At 59.4% G+C, this 19,028-nt stretch carries 16 protein-coding genes, 4 tRNA genes and 1 pseudogene; 16 read left to right on the top strand and 5 right to left on the bottom strand.

Annotated elements, in window-relative coordinates; genetic code table 11:
* The first annotated feature begins 48 nt into the window (after positions 1-48).
* From H8F22_RS23615 to thiO, 7 genes are read left to right on the top strand one after another with little or no spacing between them, the layout of a single operon-like run.
* Positions 49-522, top strand: a complete 474-nt coding sequence (locus H8F22_RS23615) for a GspH/FimT family pseudopilin (protein WP_027924191.1) — start codon at positions 49-51, stop codon at positions 520-522.
* Positions 519-968 (top strand): type IV pilus modification protein PilV, encoded by a 450-nt coding sequence (pilV, locus tag H8F22_RS23610; RefSeq protein ID WP_027924190.1) that lies wholly within the window; start codon positions 519-521, stop codon positions 966-968. Before H8F22_RS23615 ends, pilV begins: the two co-directional genes overlap by 4 nt.
* Positions 965-1,678, top strand: a complete 714-nt coding sequence (locus H8F22_RS23605) for a PilW family protein (RefSeq protein WP_027924189.1) — start codon at positions 965-967, stop codon at positions 1,676-1,678. The genes pilV and H8F22_RS23605 overlap by 4 nt, the downstream gene beginning before the upstream one ends.
* On the top strand, positions 1,675-2,145 hold the full coding sequence (locus tag H8F22_RS23600; RefSeq protein ID WP_027924188.1) for a pilus assembly PilX family protein: 471 nt from the start codon (positions 1,675-1,677) through the stop codon (positions 2,143-2,145). Before H8F22_RS23605 ends, H8F22_RS23600 begins: the two co-directional genes overlap by 4 nt.
* On the top strand, positions 2,132-5,224 hold the full coding sequence (locus H8F22_RS23595; protein WP_194940752.1) for a pilus assembly protein: 3,093 nt from the start codon (positions 2,132-2,134) through the stop codon (positions 5,222-5,224). The genes H8F22_RS23600 and H8F22_RS23595 overlap by 14 nt, the downstream gene beginning before the upstream one ends.
* Positions 5,225-5,238: 14 nt before the next feature.
* Positions 5,239-5,640 (top strand): type IV pilin protein, encoded by a 402-nt coding sequence (locus H8F22_RS23590; RefSeq protein ID WP_194940751.1) that lies wholly within the window; start codon positions 5,239-5,241, stop codon positions 5,638-5,640.
* Between the two features lie 55 nt (positions 5,641-5,695).
* Positions 5,696-6,796, top strand: coding sequence for a glycine oxidase ThiO (thiO, locus tag H8F22_RS23585; protein ID WP_194940750.1), 1,101 nt, complete (start codon positions 5,696-5,698; stop codon positions 6,794-6,796).
* 72 nt (positions 6,797-6,868) lie between these two features.
* Here thiO and H8F22_RS23580 read toward each other — a convergent pair whose 3' ends face one another.
* The 4 genes from H8F22_RS23580 to H8F22_RS23565 all read right to left on the bottom strand — a co-directional run bounded on the left by H8F22_RS23580 (position 6,869) and on the right by H8F22_RS23565 (position 11,169).
* Positions 6,869-8,209, bottom strand: a complete 1,341-nt coding sequence (locus tag H8F22_RS23580) for a sigma-54-dependent transcriptional regulator (RefSeq protein ID WP_032833556.1) — start codon at positions 8,207-8,209, stop codon at positions 6,869-6,871.
* A gap of 2 nt (positions 8,210-8,211) precedes the next feature.
* On the bottom strand, positions 8,212-9,801 hold the full coding sequence (locus H8F22_RS23575) for a sensor histidine kinase (protein WP_194940749.1): 1,590 nt from the start codon (positions 9,799-9,801) through the stop codon (positions 8,212-8,214).
* Entirely contained in the window at positions 9,791-10,024 is a 234-nt protein-coding gene (locus tag H8F22_RS23570; protein ID WP_194940748.1) for a PP0621 family protein, read from the bottom strand. The genes H8F22_RS23575 and H8F22_RS23570 overlap by 11 nt, the downstream gene beginning before the upstream one ends.
* A gap of 122 nt (positions 10,025-10,146) precedes the next feature.
* Positions 10,147-11,169, bottom strand: coding sequence for an outer membrane protein assembly factor BamD (locus H8F22_RS23565; RefSeq protein WP_027924181.1), 1,023 nt, complete (start codon positions 11,167-11,169; stop codon positions 10,147-10,149).
* A 151-nt stretch (positions 11,170-11,320) separates the two neighbouring features.
* On the opposite strand from H8F22_RS23565, the gene rluD reads away from it, so the two are divergent.
* The 9 genes and pseudogenes from rluD to H8F22_RS33125 all read left to right on the top strand — a co-directional run bounded on the left by rluD (position 11,321) and on the right by H8F22_RS33125 (position 18,373).
* Positions 11,321-12,283 (top strand): 23S rRNA pseudouridine(1911/1915/1917) synthase RluD, encoded by a 963-nt coding sequence (rluD, locus tag H8F22_RS23560; RefSeq protein ID WP_007942311.1) that lies wholly within the window; start codon positions 11,321-11,323, stop codon positions 12,281-12,283.
* Positions 12,280-13,032, top strand: coding sequence for a peptidoglycan editing factor PgeF (gene pgeF, locus H8F22_RS23555; RefSeq protein ID WP_059182139.1), 753 nt, complete (start codon positions 12,280-12,282; stop codon positions 13,030-13,032). Before rluD ends, pgeF begins: the two co-directional genes overlap by 4 nt.
* A gap of 264 nt (positions 13,033-13,296) precedes the next feature.
* A complete protein-coding gene (gene clpB / locus H8F22_RS23550) occupies positions 13,297-15,861 on the top strand; it encodes an ATP-dependent chaperone ClpB (protein ID WP_194940747.1) in 2,565 nt (854 codons plus the stop codon).
* A gap of 299 nt (positions 15,862-16,160) precedes the next feature.
* Positions 16,161-16,236, top strand: a tRNA-Asn gene (locus H8F22_RS23545).
* A 9-nt stretch (positions 16,237-16,245) separates the two neighbouring features.
* Positions 16,246-16,322, top strand: a tRNA-Pro gene (locus H8F22_RS23540).
* Between the two features lie 5 nt (positions 16,323-16,327).
* Positions 16,328-16,403 (top strand) — tRNA-Lys (locus H8F22_RS23535).
* A gap of 96 nt (positions 16,404-16,499) precedes the next feature.
* Positions 16,500-16,576: transfer RNA gene (locus H8F22_RS23530), tRNA-Pro, on the top strand.
* A gap of 171 nt (positions 16,577-16,747) precedes the next feature.
* Positions 16,748-17,518: pseudogene (locus tag H8F22_RS33130) on the top strand (MCP four helix bundle domain-containing protein); the annotation flags it as partial.
* Positions 17,510-18,373 carry a methyl-accepting chemotaxis protein gene (locus H8F22_RS33125; protein WP_371258950.1) on the top strand — a complete coding sequence of 288 codons (864 nt, stop codon included), beginning with the start codon at positions 17,510-17,512 and terminating at the stop codon, positions 18,371-18,373. The pseudogene H8F22_RS33130 and the gene H8F22_RS33125, both read left to right, overlap by 9 nt.
* A 62-nt stretch (positions 18,374-18,435) precedes the next feature.
* Here H8F22_RS33125 and H8F22_RS23520 read toward each other — a convergent pair whose 3' ends face one another.
* Complete coding sequence (locus H8F22_RS23520) at positions 18,436-18,834, bottom strand: HvfA family oxazolone/thioamide-modified RiPP metallophore (protein WP_194940746.1); 399 nt, start codon at positions 18,832-18,834, stop codon at positions 18,436-18,438.
* Between the last annotated feature and the right edge of the window lie 194 nt (positions 18,835-19,028).

Here is a 19,028-nt window from a genome sequence, read left to right as displayed (position 1 = left end):
GTTCTAGCGTGTAGAAGCAGGTATAGCCGACGGCAACGGAGGGCACCGATGGATCATCGTACAAAAGGTTTCACGCTGATCGAGTTGTTGATCACGCTCGCGGTGTTTCTGATCCTCATTACCCTGGCCGTGCCTGCGTTTACCCGTTCGGTGCAAACCACCCGGGCCGACACCGAAATCGGCGACTTGCAGCGTGGACTTAACTTCGCCCGGCTGGAGGCCATCGACCGTGGCATTACCACCCGGGTCCGTCCGACGGCGGGCGGCAGTGTGTGGACCGGTGAATTGACGGTCTATGACGGTACTGGCACACCGGCCAATGTATTGCGGGTTGTTCCAGCGATGAGCAGCGGCGCCACTCTGTCGCTAACCTCAGGAGTAACCGCGCTGGACTTCAACAACCTGGGCGGTTTGTCGGCACCGTCTACCGCCGTGGTCATCAACTATGTATCGGGGGCGCAAAACAGGACGCTGAACGTGTGTTTGAACGGACGAATTCTATTGGGTGGAAGTTGCGGATGAGGGAAGGGAGCAAGCGTGCACAGGAGGGCATGACGCTGATCGAGGTCTTGGTGGCGTTGTTGATACTGACCGTGGGGCTATTGGGGGCGGCGGCGATTCAGCTCAATGCACTGAAGTACACCGACAGTTCACGGATGACCAGCCAGGCGAGTTTTATCGCCTACGACATGATGGACCGCATCCGCGCCAATTCCGCCGCCGATTACACCGTCACGCCTCCGACCTCGGGCAACCTGAGTGTCGCCCGGGACCAGGACCTCTACGACTTCACCACCAACATCGTCAATTTCGGTGGCGCGACGGCCACTGGCAGCGTGACGCTGAACCAGCGGGTCTACACCATCACTATCACCTGGGATGACTCGCGCGCCGCCAATATCGCCAGCGCGCGCCGCAGCTTTGTCCTGACCAGTCGCGCCACGGTCGACCCGGTGTCCACGCCATGAACCGCTCCAGCCGAGGGTTCGGTTTGATCGAGTTGCTGATTGCGCTGGCGTTGAGCCTGATCGTGGTCCTGGGCGTGGCGCAGATTTTCATCGCGGCGAAAAATACCTACGTTAGCCAGAACGTCTCCGCCGGGATGCAGGAAGACGCGCGTTTTGTGTTGAGCAAAATGATTCAGGAAATCCGTATGGTCGGCATGTTCGGCTGTCTGGGCACCATCACCGATTCGAGTTCGTCGGGTGACTTCAACGCCAGTCAGATCACGCCCATCAGTTGGGACAACGCCAACCTCAAGCTGACCCTGGTGACGGCGGATGTCGGCGGCAACGGCGGGGCGCCGACCTGGACGGTGGTGTCTGACTGTCGAAACTTGGCGACGGCATACACCGGCGCACGTACACCCGCGACAGGGTTTCTGGCGTTTCCGATCCGGCGATTGATCTACAGCTTCAGCAACAATCAGATATTGATGGGCGCCGGCGCCGGCACGCCCGCCCAGTACGTGCTGGTGAACAACGTGAGTGCGTTCAACGTGAGCTTCGGCCTCGCCAGTTCCGCCACCGATGTGGCGGCTTCCAGTTACAGCAGCAACCCGTCGGACCCGGCGCGCATTCGCAGCGTACGTCTGAGCCTGACCCTCACCGACCCGAATAATCGGGTACGCAATCAGACCTTCAGCGTGGTTGCCGCCTTGCGCAACCGTCTGCCATGAGGACGGCCACCATGACGTCTCAAGCCCAACGTGGCATGGCGCTGCTGGTCAGCCTGGTGTTTCTGCTGTTGCTGACACTGATCGGCCTTTCTTCGATGCAGAACGCCACCCTGCAGGAAAAAATGGCCGGCAGTGTGAGCCTGCGCAACCAGTCGTTTCAGGGGGCCGAAGCGGCGTTGCGCGTGGGTGAAAGCGCGGTGCAACTCGACAGCTATTCATTGCCGGTCTGCAGCCAGTGTGCACCGCCGGCCGAGGCCACAAGCATCACGGCCGCCGGTCTCAACTCCAGCTCTGGTGTGACGTGGATCGCTTCCGGCAGTGGATTTTACGGGGTGCAGAACATCGGCACCACGCTGAACGCCGTCAATGTGCCGAGCAATACCTCGGCGACGCTTTACCGGGTGACCGCCGTCGGCATCGCGGGCAACTCGCGCAGCGTCGTGGAGAGTATCTATGCGAAGTACTGAATGGCGCGCCCGCATTGGGCAGCTGTTTTGCGGCATTGTGTTCGGCCTTTATCTGTCGGCCCCGGCGTATGCCTTCACGCCTTCGGATTCACCGCTGTTAAGCGCTGCCGCTGTTGCACCGAACGTGATGTTGCTGATCGACGATTCGGGGAGCATGAACAGCATCCTTTACGCCGCCGGGTTCGATCCGACCGTCACGGGGCGCCCGCCCGCCAAGCAATGTAATTTTTTCCTCGGGCTGTGTTTGAGCGGCAGCGACATCGTCGGTGATTCGATCTTCCTGTCCAGCCTGCCGCAGTCCGGTTGTTCCAGTGGGGCCTACGCGTTTTACAACAACAGCCTGGCGCCGTTGTGCCTGAAGTTGCCGGACCCGGTGGGCAATGAAAACACCCGCTACTCCGACGATTACCTGTCCTACCTGGTGGGGTTGGCCAACGGCAGCAACCGGGACTTCACCACCGGCTCGATCCCCAACGACTACCGCATGAACGTGGCGCGAAACGTGTCCACGGCACTGGTGAGCAGCAACCGCGGCCTGCGCATGGGGCTTGCAACGTTCAATCCGGTAAATAGCAGCAACTCCGGCAATGGCGGCTTCATCGCCCGCTCGATCAGTGATCTGTCGGTGGTGAGCGGCAGCGTGACCCAATCGCAGGCCGACAACAATTACAACAACCTGATCTCCTCCATCAACGGCTTGAGCGCCGTGGCCAATACGCCACTGGCGGAAACCTATTACGAAATCACCCGCTACTTCCGGGGGGTGGCGCCGTACTACAACTCGACGCCGGCCACGTACACCAGCCCGATCCAGTACCGTTGCCAGAAGAACTACGGCGTGGTCATCACCGATGGCCTGCCGACGTTTGACCGCAGCTTCCCGACCAACGATCCGCTGGGAGGTGCTCGCCTGCCGAACTGGGATGGCGTGAACAATGATGGCAACAACCTCAATGGTGACGGCGAAGGTGACACGCTTTATCTCGACGATATCGCCAAGTTCGCGTTCGACATCGACATGCGCTCCACCGGCACCGACGCGGCCGGCAAAAGCTGGAACGCGGTGGATTTCCCGAAACAGAACATGAACACCTACACCGTGGGGTTCACCGCTGCGAATCAAATGCTGTCGGACTCGGCGAGCTATGGGCAGGGCAAGTATTATCAGGCGACCGATAGTGTGGGGCTCAACAACGCATTGTCGTCAGCGTTGAGTGAGATCACTTCCAAGGCTGGTTCCGGGGGGAGCGGGGTCACCAGCGGCACCACTCTGGCCAGCGGTTCCAGCTATTTTCAGACCAGCTATGACCCGAAAGACTGGCGCGGCACCCTCAAGTCCTTTGGTTTCACGTCCGGTGGAGCGGTGAACACTGCCGCTGTGCAATGGACCACCGACACCACCATCGTCCCCGGTGCCACCGCACCGACCTTTCAATCCTGGAACACCCTGAACAACACCGCCGTCACGCTGGCTTACAGCAGTTTCTCCCCGGCGCAGCAGACATCGTTGAGTCAGAGCTTGCCCACCGGCATCACTGGCAGCGATCTGGTGGAGTGGAGCAAGGGCACCAACAAAACCGGGCTCAAGGTGCGTAGCGTATTGCTCGGCGACATCATCAACTCGCCGCTGGTGTTGGCCTCCCCTGTGGATAAAACCGCATCCGATCTGCTGGGCGACAGTACTTACAGCACCTTCCTGAACACCAAAGCCGCCAATATGAGTGCCAGCCTGGTGGTGAACGCCAATGACGGTTTTGTGAATGTCATCAACTCGGCCAATGGTGTCAGGCGCTATGCCTACATGCCGTCCAGTGTTTTGCCCTCGCTGCGGTACATCGCCGATCCAGCCTACATCAACGGTGTGAGCCACAAGTATTTGGTCGATGGGCAGGTCGGTGTGTTCGATGCTCAACTCAGCGGCGCCTGGAAAACCCTGGCCATTGGCGGCACCGGGGCGGGCGGCAAAGTCTTCTATGCGCTGCAACTGTTCGATGCCTCGTTGGGTAACGCATTCAAGGCGCTGTGGGAAATCGCTGCGCCGACCACGCCGAGTTCGGCAAACGTGTTCAATGACCTGGGTTATGCCTACGCTCGACCGGAAGTGGCACGCTTGGCCGATGGTCGATGGGCCGCTTTTATCTCTAACGGTTATGGCAGCAACTCCGGCGTCGCTGCGTTGTACGTGGTGGATGTGCGTGATGGGTCGTTGATCAAGAAAATCGTGGTCGACAGCACTGAAACCACCAATGGTCTGTCGTCGGTGAAGCTCAGGGTCAACTCGCAGAATGTGGTGCAGGCCGCTTATGGCGGCGACTTGAAAGGGCGGTTGTGGAAGTTCGATCTGAGCGCCACGGCGCCTGATACCTGGGGCGTAGCCTTTTCCGGCAAACCGCTGTTTACCACGGCAGGCGGCGCCACTCAGCCCATCACTGCGCAGCCGTTGCTGGCGGATAATGCATTGGGCGGTAAGGAAGTGTTTGTCGGCACCGGAAAATTCAACGAGACGGCCGACAAGACCAACAAGGATCTACAGGCATTTTATGCGGTGTGGGATGCGGACGGCGGATCAGGTCAAATCACCGTGGCCAGTTTGCAGGCTCAGGCGGTAACGGGGGTGTTCTCTGGCAGCACTGGCCAGTTCATCACCACCAGCCAGAACGACGTGACCTACCCGGCAGAGAAGGGCTGGTATTTGCCACTGGTGTACAACAACGCGCTGATCGGCGAGCGAGTGATCAATCAGGCCAGTCTGATACTGGGGCGGATCGTTTTTACTACGGCGAGTGTGGACACTACGGACCCGTGCGCCAGCTTCGGTACCGGCAAACTGGTCGAGCTGGAGGCATTCAGCGGTAAGATGCTCAACTATGCGGTGCTTGATACCAATGGCGACGGGGTGGTCGACAGTACAGATACGGTGTCGAGCGGAGTGATTTTCACCGGTGGCATTCCGACCCTGAACGCCATCGTCAACGGTGCAACCCGCAAAATCGTGAACGATTCCAGTGGCGGTATCAGCACGCTGGTGGAAAAATCCGGCGGCGGCAGCCGTCGCATCATGTGGCGACAAATACAGTAAGTGAGAGTTGAGGCATGCGTAGATCCAACCGAGGTTTTACCCTGATCGAAATCATGATCGTGATTGCGATCATCGGGATCGTCATGACCATTGCCGCCCCGAGCTTCACCGAGTACCTGAAGAAGGGCCAGCGCAGCGAAATCGCCGGGGTGTTGTCGGAGCAGGCGCAGATCCTTGAACGGTTCTACACCAAGAGCAATGTCTACACCGGCGCCACAGGCCTGAGCGTCGGCAATGACTATTACACCATCACCCCGACTATCACTGACCAGACCTTCCTGCTGACGGCCGTGCGCAAGGCCGGTTCGAGCATGGCAACCGACAAGTGCGGGGATTTCACCCTCACCAATACCGGTGTCCGGAACATGGTCAACGCCACAGCCGGTTTGACCGCCAAGGATTGCTGGGGTCGCTGAGTTTCCTTTCGGGCGCCTTTTGCGCCCTCTGTCTATTTAACGGTTGGATCTGAACATGACCAGGCAACAGCAAGTGGTGATTGTCGGCGGCGGGGTGATCGGGCTGCTGACGGCGTTCAATCTCGCGTCCGAAGTGCGCAGCGTGGTGCTGCTGGATCGTTCGAACGTCGGGCAGGAGTCGTCATGGGCGGGCGGCGGGATTGTTTCGCCACTCTACCCGTGGCGCTACAACCCGGCGGTCACTGCGTTGGCGCATTGGTCTCAGGATTTTTATCCACAGCTCGGTGAGCGTTTGTTCGCTGCGACCGGAGTCGATCCTGAAGTTCACACCACCGGCCTGTACTGGCTGGACCTGGATGACGAAGCCGAGGCACTGGTGTGGGCCAAACGGGAAAACCGCCCGCTGCGGGCTGTGGATATCTCGGCGGCACACGATGCGGTGCCAGTATTGGGCACGGGGTTCTCGCGGGCGATCTACATGGCCGATGTGGCCAATGTGCGCAATCCGCGGCTGGTGAAGTCGCTGAAGGCTGCGTTGCTGGCACTGCCAAATGTGACCATCCATGAGCAGTGCGAAGTCAGCGGGTTTATTCGTGAAGGCGATCAAGTCGTTGGCGTGCAGACTTCGACGGGGGCCATTCAGGGCGATCAAGTGGTGCTGACCGCTGGCGCCTGGAGTGGAGATTTACTCAAGGGGCTGGGCCTGGCGCTGCCGGTCGAACCGGTAAAAGGGCAGATGATTCTGTACAAGTGCGCGGCCGATTTTCTGCCGAGCATGGTATTGGCCAAAGGGCGTTACGCGATTCCCCGCCGCGACGGGCACATTCTGATCGGCAGTACGCTGGAGCATGAAGGCTACGACAAGACGCCGACCGATTCGGCTTTGGAAAGCCTGAAGGCATCGGCGGTGGAGTTGATTCCCGCGCTGGCGGAGGCCGAAGTCGTCGGGCACTGGGCCGGATTGCGGCCGGGCTCGCCGGAAGGCATTCCTTATATCGGTCAGGTGCCGGGGTTTGAAGGGCTTTGGCTCAATTGCGGGCACTACCGAAACGGGCTGGTGCTGGCGCCGGCGTCGTGTCAGTTGTTTGCGGATGTGATGCTGGGGCGTGAGCCGATTATTGATCCCACGCCTTATGCACCGGTCGGGCGTATCTAGTCGCAGGATCTACGGCGACTGTCATATTGCCTTCGTCGGAACGCCGCCCGGAGCCTGCTCGCCAAGGGGCACTTAATCCAGGCCCAGTTTTTTGAGCCTGTAACGCATCGACCTGAACGACAAATTCAACCGCTGAGCCGCCGCCGTACGGTTCCAGCGGGTTTCCTCCAGCGCCTGGAGGATGACTTTGCGCTCGATGTTTTCCAGATAGTCTTCCAGATTGTCGATCTGCGTCAGGTCCGGCACCCCGCCTTCTGCCGCGCAATTACCGTCGGCCAATCGTAAATCGCTGGTTTCGATCTGCTTGTTCTCGCACAAGGTGTGAGCCCGTTCGAGTACGTTCTCCAGTTCCCGCACATTGCCGGGAAAGCGATAGCTTTTGAGCGCATCCAGGGCGAGCGGATGGAGTGTCGCGGGAGGTCGGCCGCTGTCGGCCGCCAAGCGCTTGAGCACATGGCTGGCCAATGCCTCGATGTCGTCACGGCGTTCGCGCAAGGGCGGAACCCGCAGTTCGATCACGTTGAGCCGGTAGTACAAATCCTGACGAAAACGCTCGGCGACGATTTCGGCCTCAAGGTCTTTATGGGTGGCGCAAAGGATGCGCACATCGACCACGGTTTCCTGTTGCTCGCCAATACTGCGCACGGCTTTTTCCTGAATCGCACGCAGCAGTTTGACCTGCATCGCCAACGGCAAATCCGCGACTTCATCGAGGAACAGCGTGCCGCCCTGGGCGGCCTGGAACAGTCCGCGCTTGTCTTCGACGGCGCCGCTGAAACTGCCTTTGCGATGCCCGAAGAACTCGCTTTCCATCAGCTCTGACGGAATCGCCCCACAGTTGACCGGGACGAAGGGGTGATGAGCTCGCGGGCCTTGTTCGTGGATCAGTCTTGCAACCAACTCCTTGCCGCTGCCGGACTCGCCGCTGATGTACACCGGCGCCTGGCTGCGGGCGAGTTTGTCGATGTGTTTGCGCAGGTTACGCATGGGCAGCGAGTTGCCCAGCAGCCGGCGATCAATCGCCGTACTGGCGTCGGCTGGAGCAGGCAGGCGCAGGGCGCTGGTGACCAGTTCCCGCAGGCGAGTGAGGTCGACCGGTTTGGTCAGGAAGTCGAAGGCGCCGGCCTTGAGTGCGTTAATGGCTGTTTCAAGGCTGCCGTAGGCCGTGATCATCGCCACCGGCACCTGTGCGTAACGCTTCTGGATGTGTTGCACGAGCTCAAGGCCGGTGCCGTCGGGCAGGCGCATGTCGGTCAGGCACAGATCGAAGGTTTCCCGGGCCAGCAAGGCTTGGGCGTCGACCAGGTTGCGGGCACTGAAGGTATCGAGTTTCATCCGTCCCAGGGTTATTTCCAGGAGTTCGCGGATATCCGGTTCGTCGTCGACGATCAGGACTTTGGGCCGTGGGCTCATGTTCAACTTTGTTTCCGTCCGTGAGCAAAAGTGATGCGAAAGCAGCCGCCGCCTTGGCGTGGTTTGAAGTCTAGGCGGGCCTGGTTGCTTTCGCACAGCTCACGGGACAGATAAAGCCCAAGGCCTGTGCCTTGGCTACTGGTGGTAAAAAACGGCTCGAACAAATGCCCCTGCTGGTCGGGCGCCACGCCGGGGCCGTCGTCCACAACTTCGAGAACCGGCAATTGGCTGTCGGTATCGACAAACAACTCGAGCCAGACCTGAGCCGTGTCGTGATTCAGGGCGCTGTGGCGCCAGGCATTTCGCAACAAATTGTCCAGGACCTGGGTGAGCTGGTTTGGGTCCATCAAGGTGTTGAAGTCGCCGGAACCCATACGCAGGTGGATCTGCTGGGCGTCGTTCGCGTTCTCACGGGTTTCAGCAACGAACCTTTCCAGCCACGGCTTCAGGTCCAGCCGTTGCGGGACGGTTTGCTGGCGGCGAGACAGTTGCAGGACGTTTTCGATAACCCGATTCATTCGCTGAGAGTGGTCTTGAATAATCTGGGTCAGACGCCGATCCGCACCGTTGAGTTCCTCGGATTCGCGCAGCAATTGCGCGGCATGACTAATGGCACCCAATGGATTGCGGATTTCGTGGGCAATACCCGCCGTCAGTCGACCGAGGGCGGCGAGTTTCAATTGCTGCGCCTGTTGTGCAACCTGAGCGATGTCTTCGAGAAAAACCAGGGTTTGTGGGTTCGGGCTTTGGTCCAGGGCAATGAAGCTGGGTTGCAGCTCCAGGCCGCTGGCGGGGATTTTCAGGCTTTGCGGGCGCAAGATCGGATTGTTGAGCCACAGCTGGAGACGTTCGACCAGCGTCGGGGAAAAATCGTCGATCAGCCGTCCGTCGAGTGCTTTGTGCCCCAGCAGGATCAATGCGCTGTGATTGGCCAGTTGCACTCGTCGCTGTTCGTCGAGCACCAGAATGCCCGTGCGCATGCGTTGCAGGATCAGCGCATTGAGCGTTTCGAGCCCCATCACTTCGCCGGCTCGCTGTTCGGCGAGGTGTTCGCTGACTTCCAGGCGTCTGCTCAGCCCTTGCACCAGCAAAGCCGCGGCAAAACAGAGTGCGCCGAGCATGCCGACTTGCAGGTAATCGTTGGGGCTGGCCGGATGGCTGAAGCTCAGGAGGAAGCTCAAACTGACGATGCCCAGCGCGCCGACCGCGGCGATTAACAGGCCGACACGCCCACGCAGCAGGGTATTGCTGATGGCCACCGACACAATCAACAGATTGCCGATGGCGCTGGCCACTCCGCCCGCGGCGTAGAACAAACCGCAGAGCAGCAAGACATCGACCAGCGCCAGGCTGAACAGCTGCGCCGGCCGGCGGGTGTTTTCCAGGAACACCACCAGCAGAATGTTCAGTACCAGGTACAACCAGCTGCCATTGCGCAACAGGTCGTCATTGGCGAACGCCAGCAACTGGTTGTCCAGGTTGCTGGTCATCAACAGCACGAGGGTGATGCCGATACTTAAACGGTAGAGGTGATAGAGGCGCAGCAGTCGCTGAGCCTGTTTGCCGCCGGGACTGGAGGTCTCAGCGACCACTTGGGCCCGGGCCTTGCTCAAGGTGAGCCTGGCTGCAATACCACTGTTGTTGAAGTCTCAGCGCGCGGTCGCGGGGCAAGTGCACGCCGCAATGGGCGCAACGGACCATGGGAGCCGCCTCCAGCTCGGCGGAGGACCTTGGGGCATTAGCCGCGCCCTTGAACTTGCGCCAGAACCATACTGCAGCGGCAATCAGGGCGATCCAGAACAGTAAACGAAGCATGGTGAGCTGCTTTATGACGAGTGATTCAGCAGTTTAGCCAAGGTCATGCCGAGCGCACAGCGTAATCATCACGCCCATAAAAAAGGAGCCTCGCGAGGCTCCTTTTTGTACAACCTGAGGTGTCAGTCAAACACGCCAAAGGTCATGTAGCTGAACCACGAGCGGTCGCTGCTGTTGCCTTCGGACTCGTGTTGCTCTTCTTCGACGGCATCGCCATTGCCATCTTTAGGCTTCAGCTCGCTCGGAATCGCGTCCTTGGCATCCTGGTACTGCTTCTGCACGTCCTGGTTGGCGCGGGTTTCGCCCGGCGGCAGCGGCGGACGGGATTCGATCAGGCCCAGGGTAGCCTTGCTCAACCACGAACGGTTGTCGGCTTCGGCAACCGAAGGCTGGAACTGACCGTCCACCAGGCTTGGGTGGTTCGGGTAGTTGAGCTTCAGGGTTTCGAGGCTGGTGGCTGCCAGTTCGTCCAGGTGCAGGCGCTGGTAGGCTTCAGTCATGACCGCCAGGCCGTCACCGACGGACGGGGTTTCCTGGAAGTTTTCCACCACGTAACGGCCACGGTTTGCGGCGGCGACATAGGCCTGACGGGTCAGGTAGTAGTCGGCAACGTGAATCTCGTAGGAGGCCAGCAGGTTGCGCAGGTAAATCATGCGCTGCTTGGCATCCGGCGAGTAGCGGCTGTTCGGGAAGCGGCTGGTCAGCTGGGCGAACTCATTGTAGGAGTCGCGAGCGGCACCCGGGTCACGCTTGGTCATGTCCAGCGGCAGGAAGCGCGCCAGCAGGCCGACGTCCTGGTCGAACGACGTCAAACCTTTCAGATAGTAGGCGTAATCCACGTTCGGATGCTGCGGGTGCAGGCGAATGAAACGCTCGGCAGCAGACTTGGCGGCTTCAGGCTCGGTGTTCTTGTAGTTGGCGTAAATGAGCTCGAGTTGAGCCTGATCAGCGTAGCGACCGAACGGATAGCGCGATTCCAGAGCCTTCAACTTGGCAATGGCGCTGGTATAGCTACTATTGTCCAGATCGTTCTGAGCCTGCTGGTACAGCTCGACTTCGCTAAGGTTTTCGTCTACGACTTCCTTCGATGAGCAAGCAGCGGTCAATGCGAGGATGGCGATCAGCAGCAGGTGTTTCACTTGCATGGCGGCTTGCGTCCCTATGACGGCCGCTGTCTTGGGCGGGGCCGTCCTGTTATGATGAGCGCCCCGTTGAATAGCCTCGGGGCAAAAGACGCCGTATTTAACCACAAGCGCGCAGCCGAAACCAAAGGCTGTGCCGACGCCTAGTCTGAGCATGTCCGATAAAATTGAACTTCGCGCAGAGGTGCCGTCCGAATTGGGCGGCCAACGCCTCGATCAAGTCGCCGCACAATTATTCGCTGAGCACTCGCGCTCGCGCCTTTCCGCCTGGATCAAAGACGGCCGCCTGACTGTGGATGGGGCGGTTATCCGCCCGCGAGACATCGTTCACGGTGGCGCCATTCTTGAACTGACCGCCGAGCAGGAAGCTCAGGGCGAATGGATCGCTCAAGACATCGAACTGGACATCGTCTATGAAGACGACGACATCCTGGTGATCAACAAACCTGCGGGTCTGGTGGTGCATCCGGCTGCCGGCCACGCTGATGGCACCTTGCTCAACGCCTTGCTGCACCACGTGCCGGACATTATCAATGTGCCCCGCGCCGGTATCGTGCATCGCCTGGACAAGGACACCACCGGTCTGATGGTGGTGGCCAAGACCATTCAGGCGCAGACACAGCTTGTCACGCAATTGCAGAGCCGCAGCGTAAGCCGGATCTACGAATGCATCGTGATCGGCGTGGTGACGGCAGGCGGCAAGATCAATGCGCCAATCGGTCGTCACGGCCAGCAACGTCAGCGCATGGCGGTCATGGAAGGCGGCAAACAAGCCGTCAGCCACTATCGCGTGCTCGAGCGTTTCCGCTCCCACACTCACGTGCGGGTGAAGCTGGAAACCGGTCGTACCCACCAGATTCGTGTGCACATGGCCCACATCAACTACCCGTTGGTCGGAGACCCTGCCTACGGCGGTCGCTTCCGTATCCCGCCGGCAGCCAGTGTGACCATGGTCGAATCGTTGAAGGCGTTCCCGCGCCAGGCCCTGCATGCGCGGTTCCTGGAACTGGATCACCCGACCACCGGTAAACGTATGAGCTGGGAATCGCCGCTGCCGGACGATTTCGTCTGGTTGCTGACCCTGCTCAAGCAAGACCGTGAGGCGTTCATCGGATGAGTGACTGGCTGATTCCCGACTGGCCTGCGCCTGCCGGGGTGAAAGCCTGCGTGACCACCCGTGCGGGCGGCGTCAGTCTGGCGCCGTTCGACAGCCTCAACCTCGGCGATCACGTCGACGACAGCCCCGAAGCTGTGGCCGAAAATCGCCGGCGTCTCACCGATCATTTCTCTATTCAACCGGCCTGGCTGCAACAGGTTCACGGCATTGCCGTGGCCCACGCGGACCCAGGCCAGGTCGTCACTGCTGACGCCAGTTGGACAGCCACGCCCGGTATTGCCTGCGCTTCAATGACCGCTGACTGTCTGCCGGTGCTGTTTTGCAACCGTGCCGGCACTCGCGTTGCGGCGGCCCATGCCGGTTGGCGTGGATTGGCGGCGGGTGTGCTGGAAGCAACGCTCGACAGCCTGGACGTGCCGCCCGTTGACGTATTGGTCTGGCTCGGCCCGGCCATTGGCCCCAAAGCCTTTGAAGTCGGCCCGGAAGTGCGCGAAACCTTCGTCGAGCAATTGCCGGAAGCCGCCAAAGCCTTTGTGCCGAGTGCCAATGCTGGCAAGTTCATGGCCGATATCTACGAACTGGCGCGTTTGCGTCTGGCGGCCCGTGGTGTCACCGCTGTTTACGGTGGCGGTTTTTGCACCGTGACCGATCCGCGCTTCTTTTCTTACCGCCGCAGTCCTCAAACGGGCCGCTTTGCCTCCCTTATCTGGCTTGAAGTGCCCTGTCTCACGAATACTGTTCCTTTTTGACGGTGTCTGTTGCCGTCATGCTGCGTTGCCGCCCCTCGCCATAGCGGGCTATGACTCGTCGCGGCGCCTTGCCTGACGACAACAGCCACTCGTCAAAAGAGGAACGTATTCGTGAGACAGGGCACAAACGCTAGACTTCTCTGATCTGCATCAACTGATCGACGCTTGAAACTCCCAGAATCGACCGCATCTATAACGGTATCTGGCAGGTTTCTTCATTCAGGATGTTTTATAGGTCCGGCCTGCTCAAAAGGAAGGTGACCCATGCGCATAGATCGATTAACCAGCAAATTGCAGTTAGCACTCTCCGACGCCCAATCCTTGGCCGTCGGCCTCGACCATCCCGGCATCGAGCCGGCGCACTTGATGCAGGCCATGCTCGAACAGCAGGGCGGCTCGATCAAACCCCTGCTGATGCAGGTCGGTTTCGACGTCAACAGCCTGCGTAAAGAGCTGACCAAAGAGCTCGACCAGCTGCCGAAAATCCAGAACCCGACCGGCGACGTGAACATGTCGCAGGATTTGGCGCGCCTGCTTAATCAGGCTGATCGCCTGGCCCAGCAGAAGGGCGACCAGTTCATCTCCAGCGAACTCGTGCTGCTCGCCGCCATGGACGAGAACAGCAAGCTCGGCAAGTTGTTGCTGGGGCAGGGCGTGAGCAAGAAAGCCCTGGAAAACGCGATCAATAACCTGCGTGGCGGCGAAGCGGTCAACGATGCCAACCACGAGGAATCGCGCCAGGCGCTGGATAAATACACCGTCGACCTGACCAAGCGCGCCGAAGAAGGCAAGCTCGATCCGGTCATCGGCCGTGACGACGAAATTCGCCGGACCATTCAGGTCCTGCAACGCCGTACCAAAAACAACCCGGTGCTGATCGGTGAGCCTGGTGTGGGTAAAACCGCCATTGCCGAGGGGCTGGCCCAGCGCATCATCAACGGCGAAGTGCCGGACGGCCTGAAAGGCAAACGTCTGCTGTCCCTCGACATGGGGGCGCTGATCGCCGGTGCCAAGTATCGCGGTGAGTTTGAAGAGCGCCTGAAATCGCTGCTCAACGAGCTGTCGAAGCAGGAAGGGCAGATCATTCTGTTCATCGACGAACTGCACACCATGGTCGGCGCCGGTAAAGGCGAAGGCTCGATGGATGCGGGCAATATGCTCAAGCCTGCGCTGGCGCGCGGCGAGCTGCATTGCGTCGGCGCGACCACGCTCAATGAGTACCGCCAATATATAGAGAAGGACGCAGCCCTCGAGCGGCGCTTCCAGAAAGTGTTGGTGGATGAGCCGAGTGAAGAGGACACCATCGCGATACTGCGTGGCCTCAAAGAACGCTATGAGGTTCACCACAAGGTGGCGATCACCGACGGCGCCATCATTGCAGCGGCCAAGCTCAGCCATCGCTATATCACTGACCGTCAGTTGCCGGACAAGGCCATCGACCTGATCGACGAAGCGGCCAGCCGCATCCGCATGGAGATCGACTCCAAGCCGGAAGTGCTCGACCGTCTGGAGCGTCGCCTGATTCAGTTGAAGGTGGAATCCCAGGCACTGAAGAAAGAAAGCGATGAAGCGGCGATCAAACGCCTGGAAAAACTCCAGGAAGAAATCGTCCGCCTCGAGCGTGAGTACTCGGACCTCGAAGAAATCTGGAATGCGGAAAAAGCCGAAGTCCAGGGTTCTGCACAGATCCAGCAAAAAATCGAACAGTCCCGTCAGGAACTGGAAGCCGCACGCCGTAAAGGCGACCTGAACCGCATGGCCGAGCTGCAATACGGGGTGATCCCGGACCTGGAGCGCAGCCTGCAAATGGTCGACCAGCACGGTAAAAGCGAGAACCAGTTGTTGCGCAGCAAGGTGACTGAGGAAGAAATCGCTGAAGTCGTGTCGAAGTGGACCGGCATTCCGGTGTCAAAAATGCTCGAAGGCGAGCGCGACAAGCTGATGAAGATGGAAAGCCTGTTGCACCAGCGTGTGATCGGCCAGGACGAAGCAGTCATCGCGGTCTCCAATGCGGTGCGGCGTTCCCGGGCCGGGTTGTCCGACCCGAATCGCCCGAGCGGTTCGTTCATGTTCCTCGGCCCGACCGGTGTCGGTAAAACCGAGCTGTGCAAGGCACTGGCCGAGTTCCTCTTTGATACTGAAGAGGCGATGGTGCGGATCGACATGTCCGAGTTCATGGAGAAACATTCCGTGGCCCGGCTGATTGGTGCGCCACCAGGCTATGTAGGCTATGAAGAGGGCGGTTACCTGACCGAGGCGGTGCGTCGCAAGCCTTACTCCGTGATCCTCCTGGATGAGGTCGAGAAGGCCCACCCGGATGTGTTCAACATCTTGCTGCAAGTGCTGGAAGATGGCCGCTTGACTGACAGCCATGGCCGCACGGTGGATTTCAAGAACACCGTGATCGTCATGACGTCCAACCTGGGCTCGGTACAGATCCAGGAACTGGTCGGTGATCGTGAGGCACAGCGCGCGGCGGTGATGGATGCGATTTCCACCCACTTCCGGCCGGAGTTCATCAACCGGGTCGACGAAGTGGTGATCTTCGAGCCATTGGCGCGGGATCAGATCGCGGGCATTACCGAGATTCAGTTGGGTCGCCTGCGCAGTCGCCTGACCGAGCGTGAACTGAAGCTGGAACTGAGCCCTGAGGCCATGGATAAGCTGATCGCGGTGGGTTACGACCCAGTGTACGGCGCACGTCCGCTCAAACGAGCGATTCAGCGCTGGATCGAGAACCCGCTGGCTCAGTTGATTCTGTCGGGTCGTTTCATGCCCGGCGATACCGCCAAGGGTGTGGTGGAAAACGACGAAATCGTATTCGTCTGACCTATCCAGGCAACAAAACCGACGAGGCCTCGCATTGCGAGGCCTTTTTTTCGCCAGGCTGTTGAACTCTAAGGAAAAGGCTTGTAAAGTGCGCCCCGCAGTCAGTCACCCGCCAGGGTTTCCGCTCCCCAAGCAGGAATCCAAAATAAGTTGCAAATCATTAACTTGAAAGCAATTTAGGGGGTTGACAGAGGTGCTGAAGATTGTAGAATAGCGCGCCTCAGACACACGAACGCAGCGATGCGAACGGGTCGAAGAGAACGCAAAAAGCTTCACCGTTGTAAATTGAAATATGTAGTTCCGTGATAGCTCAGTCGGTAGAGCAAATGACTGTTAATCATTGGGTCCCAGGTTCGAGTCCTGGTCACGGAGCCAATTTCAAACCGGGGTATAGCGCAGTCCGGTAGCGCGCCTGCTTTGGGAGCAGGATGTCAGGAGTTCGAATCCCCTTACCCCGACCATTTTTGGGTCGTTAGCTCAGTTGGTAGAGCAGTTGGCTTTTAACCAATTGGTCGTAGGTTCGAATCCCACACGACCCACCATTTTTGAAACCAGTTAACGCTGGGATCAGATCTTAAGATCAGAGGCCAAAAGCGCTGATCGAAGAAGGCGACTTGTGAAGGTCGCCTTTTTTTTACCGGGGTATAGCGCAGTCCGGTAGCGCGCCTGCTTTGGGAGCAGGATGTCAGGAGTTCGAATCCCCTTACCCCGACCATATTAAAAATCCTCGTATCGAAAGATACGGGGATTTTTTTTGTCTGCCGTTTTTTGTCTGCCGAAAAGGCGATTCCCTTCAAGTCATCGTACAACTTGCCGATAGCGAAGCGACGGGGTTCTGCCGACACACGCCCCTTATCCAGGCCATTACAAGAAAAGGGCGTTCGTTATGTTGCTTCGTCAGTTGAATATTGCTCCTCGGGCGGCCTTGGGGTTTGCCCTGATCGCCGTGTTGGTTGCCTTGCTCGGTGTGTTTGCGCTGGGGCAGATGTCGAGCATTCGCGACAGTGAGGTGGCGGTGGAGAAGCAATGGCTGCCGAGCATTCGCGGTGGCGACGAGATCCGCGAAATCATGCTGCGCATCCGTACCATTTCCCTGCGCATGGCCCTGGATCAGGACCCCAGGAACATTCCTCAATACCGCAGCCAGATGGATACTCGCGACAAGGAGCTCAGCGACAGGATCGCCGCGTACGACAAGTTGGTAAACACGGCCGAAGGCAAGGCGTTATATGACCAGTTCAAAACCACCTTCGCGGCCTACCGTTCCGGTATTGCCCAATCGTTTTCCCTGGCGGAACAAGGTCGTCGTGACGAACTGACCAAATTGCTGCTGATTGACATGAAAACCGTGGTCGATGGCTCCGGTAAACAGCTCAGTGATCTGGCGGACCTGTTCGCCAGGCAAGTCGCCGCCGAAAGCGAGAAATCCGCCGCGCATTACGACACCTCGCGAATGATCGTCAGCCTGTTCATCGCATTGGCGGCACTGGCCACCGTCGGCCTGGCCATGTTGCTGACCCGCAGCATCGTCAAGCCCTTGGGCGAAGCGTTGCAGGCCGCGGAAAACGTGGCCCGTGGCGATCTGACGCGGCCGATCGAAACCCATGGCAACGACGAAGTCAGCCGCTTGCTCAAGGCGCTGGCAACCATGCAGCAGAACCTGCGCGACACCTTGCAAGGCATCAGCGGCTCGGCGGCGCAACTGGCGACGGCGGCGGATGAGTTGAACGCGGTCACCCTCGACAGCACGCAAAACCTGCAACAGCAGAACAACGAGATCGAACAAGCCGCCACGGCCGTCAACGAGATGACCACAGCGGTTGAGGAGGTTGCCCGCAATGCGGTGTCGACGTCCGACGCTACGCGCCAATCCAGCGAATCCGCCCACGCCGGTCAGGAGCGCGTCAGCGAAACGGTCACGGCCATCGGTGCGCTAGCCAGTGATGTGCAAGTGACGGGTGGCCTGGTTCAGTCCCTGGCCAACCAGTCGCAGGACATTGGCAAGGTGCTGGATGTGATTCGCGCGATTGCCGAGCAGACCAATCTGCTGGCGCTCAACGCCGCCATCGAAGCGGCGCGCGCTGGGGAAAGCGGCCGAGGATTTGCAGTGGTGGCCGATGAAGTTCGCGCACTGGCTTATCGCACGCAGCAATCGACCCAGGAAATCGAACAAATGGTTCAGGGGATGCGCAGCGGCTCGACCCAGGCGCTGGATTCGATGCAAGCGAGCTCAACTCGCGCAGCGACGACGCTGGCCCTGGCCGAGCGTGCGGGTGAAGCGCTGCAGACCATCACCGACTCGGTTCACCAGATCCATGAGCGCAATCTGGTGATCGCCAGCGCGGCTGAAGAACAGGCCCAAGTGGCGCGAGAAGTGGATCGCAATCTGGTGAATATTCGCGATCTGTCCGTGCGTTCCGCTGCCGGGGCGAATCAGACCAGTGCCTCCAGCCATGAGCTCTCACGCCTGGCCAATTCGTTGAGCACTATGGTGCAACGCTTCCAGGTGTAAAACCGCCCGACGAAAAAAGCCCCGCTTCTCGGTAGAGAAAGCGGGGCGTGGTGCTCAGAGGCTTAGGCGCCGTCTTGGTCTTTCAGGTGCTCGAACAGGCCTTTTGGCATTTTCTTGCCGTTGGCTTCGTAGTTGGCTTTCACGTTATCAAACGCTTCTTGCTCGTCGATGAAGCCATCGTGGTTAGTGTCGATCTTGTCGAAGTTGGATTTCGGCGCGACAGCCTGGAATTCGGCGCGGGAGACCTTGCCGTCGCCATCAGTGTCAGTCTTGGCCATCGACGCATCGCCACACTTGCCTTCGCCACACTTGCCTTCAGGGGTTTTCACCACCTGTTCAGCCGAGGCCAACAGATAGCCTTGAGTCAGTGGCTGCGAAGCGAAGACGGAGCCGGTCAACATCATGCCGCCCGCCAGAATAGCGCCAAGCAGACCGATAGTATTTTTGGTAGTACGGGACATTTCAATTCTCCTGGGTTGCACGACACAACCACTTGATAGAGGGTTGCCACGTAAGTGCGGCGACAACCGAAGCTGGCGAGTTGCCTTGCTCGGGTGTGGCCATTTAGCGGGATGGGTGTATCGCTACTGTGTCGCGCAAGGGGGGAGTTTGTAAGCGAAGGGGCGAAAACGCAGGGGGAGATACAGTGAGACAC

The organism is Pseudomonas mucoides (assembly GCF_015461845.1).
Taxonomy (GTDB): Bacteria; Pseudomonadota; Gammaproteobacteria; order Pseudomonadales; family Pseudomonadaceae; genus Aquipseudomonas; species Aquipseudomonas mucoides.
The sequence above is the reverse complement of the archived record's forward strand: the minus strand, read 5'-3'. Positions and strand labels throughout refer to the sequence as shown.

Bases quoted from the DNA above. Each gene is read 5' to 3' on its own strand.
- H8F22_RS23595 (WP_194940752.1), top strand. From the start codon at position 2,132: ATGCGAAGTACTGAATGGCGCGCCCGCATTGGGCAGCTGTTTTGCGGC.
- pgeF (WP_059182139.1), top strand. From the start codon at position 12,280: ATGAGTGACTGGCTGATTCCCGACTGGCCTGCGCCTGCCGGGGTGAAA.
- H8F22_RS23600 (WP_027924188.1), top strand. From the start codon at position 1,675: ATGAGGACGGCCACCATGACGTCTCAAGCCCAACGTGGCATGGCGCTG.
- H8F22_RS23615 (WP_027924191.1), top strand. From the start codon at position 49: ATGGATCATCGTACAAAAGGTTTCACGCTGATCGAGTTGTTGATCACG.
- pilV (WP_027924190.1), top strand. From the start codon at position 519: ATGAGGGAAGGGAGCAAGCGTGCACAGGAGGGCATGACGCTGATCGAG.
- H8F22_RS23520 (WP_194940746.1), bottom strand. From the start codon at position 18,834: ATGTCCCGTACTACCAAAAATACTATCGGTCTGCTTGGCGCTATTCTG.
- H8F22_RS23570 (WP_194940748.1), bottom strand. From the start codon at position 10,024: ATGCTTCGTTTACTGTTCTGGATCGCCCTGATTGCCGCTGCAGTATGG.
- H8F22_RS23605 (WP_027924189.1), top strand. From the start codon at position 965: ATGAACCGCTCCAGCCGAGGGTTCGGTTTGATCGAGTTGCTGATTGCG.
- H8F22_RS23565 (WP_027924181.1), bottom strand. From the start codon at position 11,169: ATGCAAGTGAAACACCTGCTGCTGATCGCCATCCTCGCATTGACCGCT.
- rluD (WP_007942311.1), top strand. From the start codon at position 11,321: ATGTCCGATAAAATTGAACTTCGCGCAGAGGTGCCGTCCGAATTGGGC.
- thiO (WP_194940750.1), top strand. From the start codon at position 5,696: ATGACCAGGCAACAGCAAGTGGTGATTGTCGGCGGCGGGGTGATCGGG.
- H8F22_RS33125 (WP_371258950.1), top strand. From the start codon at position 17,510: ATGCAGCAGAACCTGCGCGACACCTTGCAAGGCATCAGCGGCTCGGCG.
- clpB (WP_194940747.1), top strand. From the start codon at position 13,297: ATGCGCATAGATCGATTAACCAGCAAATTGCAGTTAGCACTCTCCGAC.
- H8F22_RS23580 (WP_032833556.1), bottom strand. From the start codon at position 8,209: ATGAGCCCACGGCCCAAAGTCCTGATCGTCGACGACGAACCGGATATC.
- H8F22_RS23590 (WP_194940751.1), top strand. From the start codon at position 5,239: ATGCGTAGATCCAACCGAGGTTTTACCCTGATCGAAATCATGATCGTG.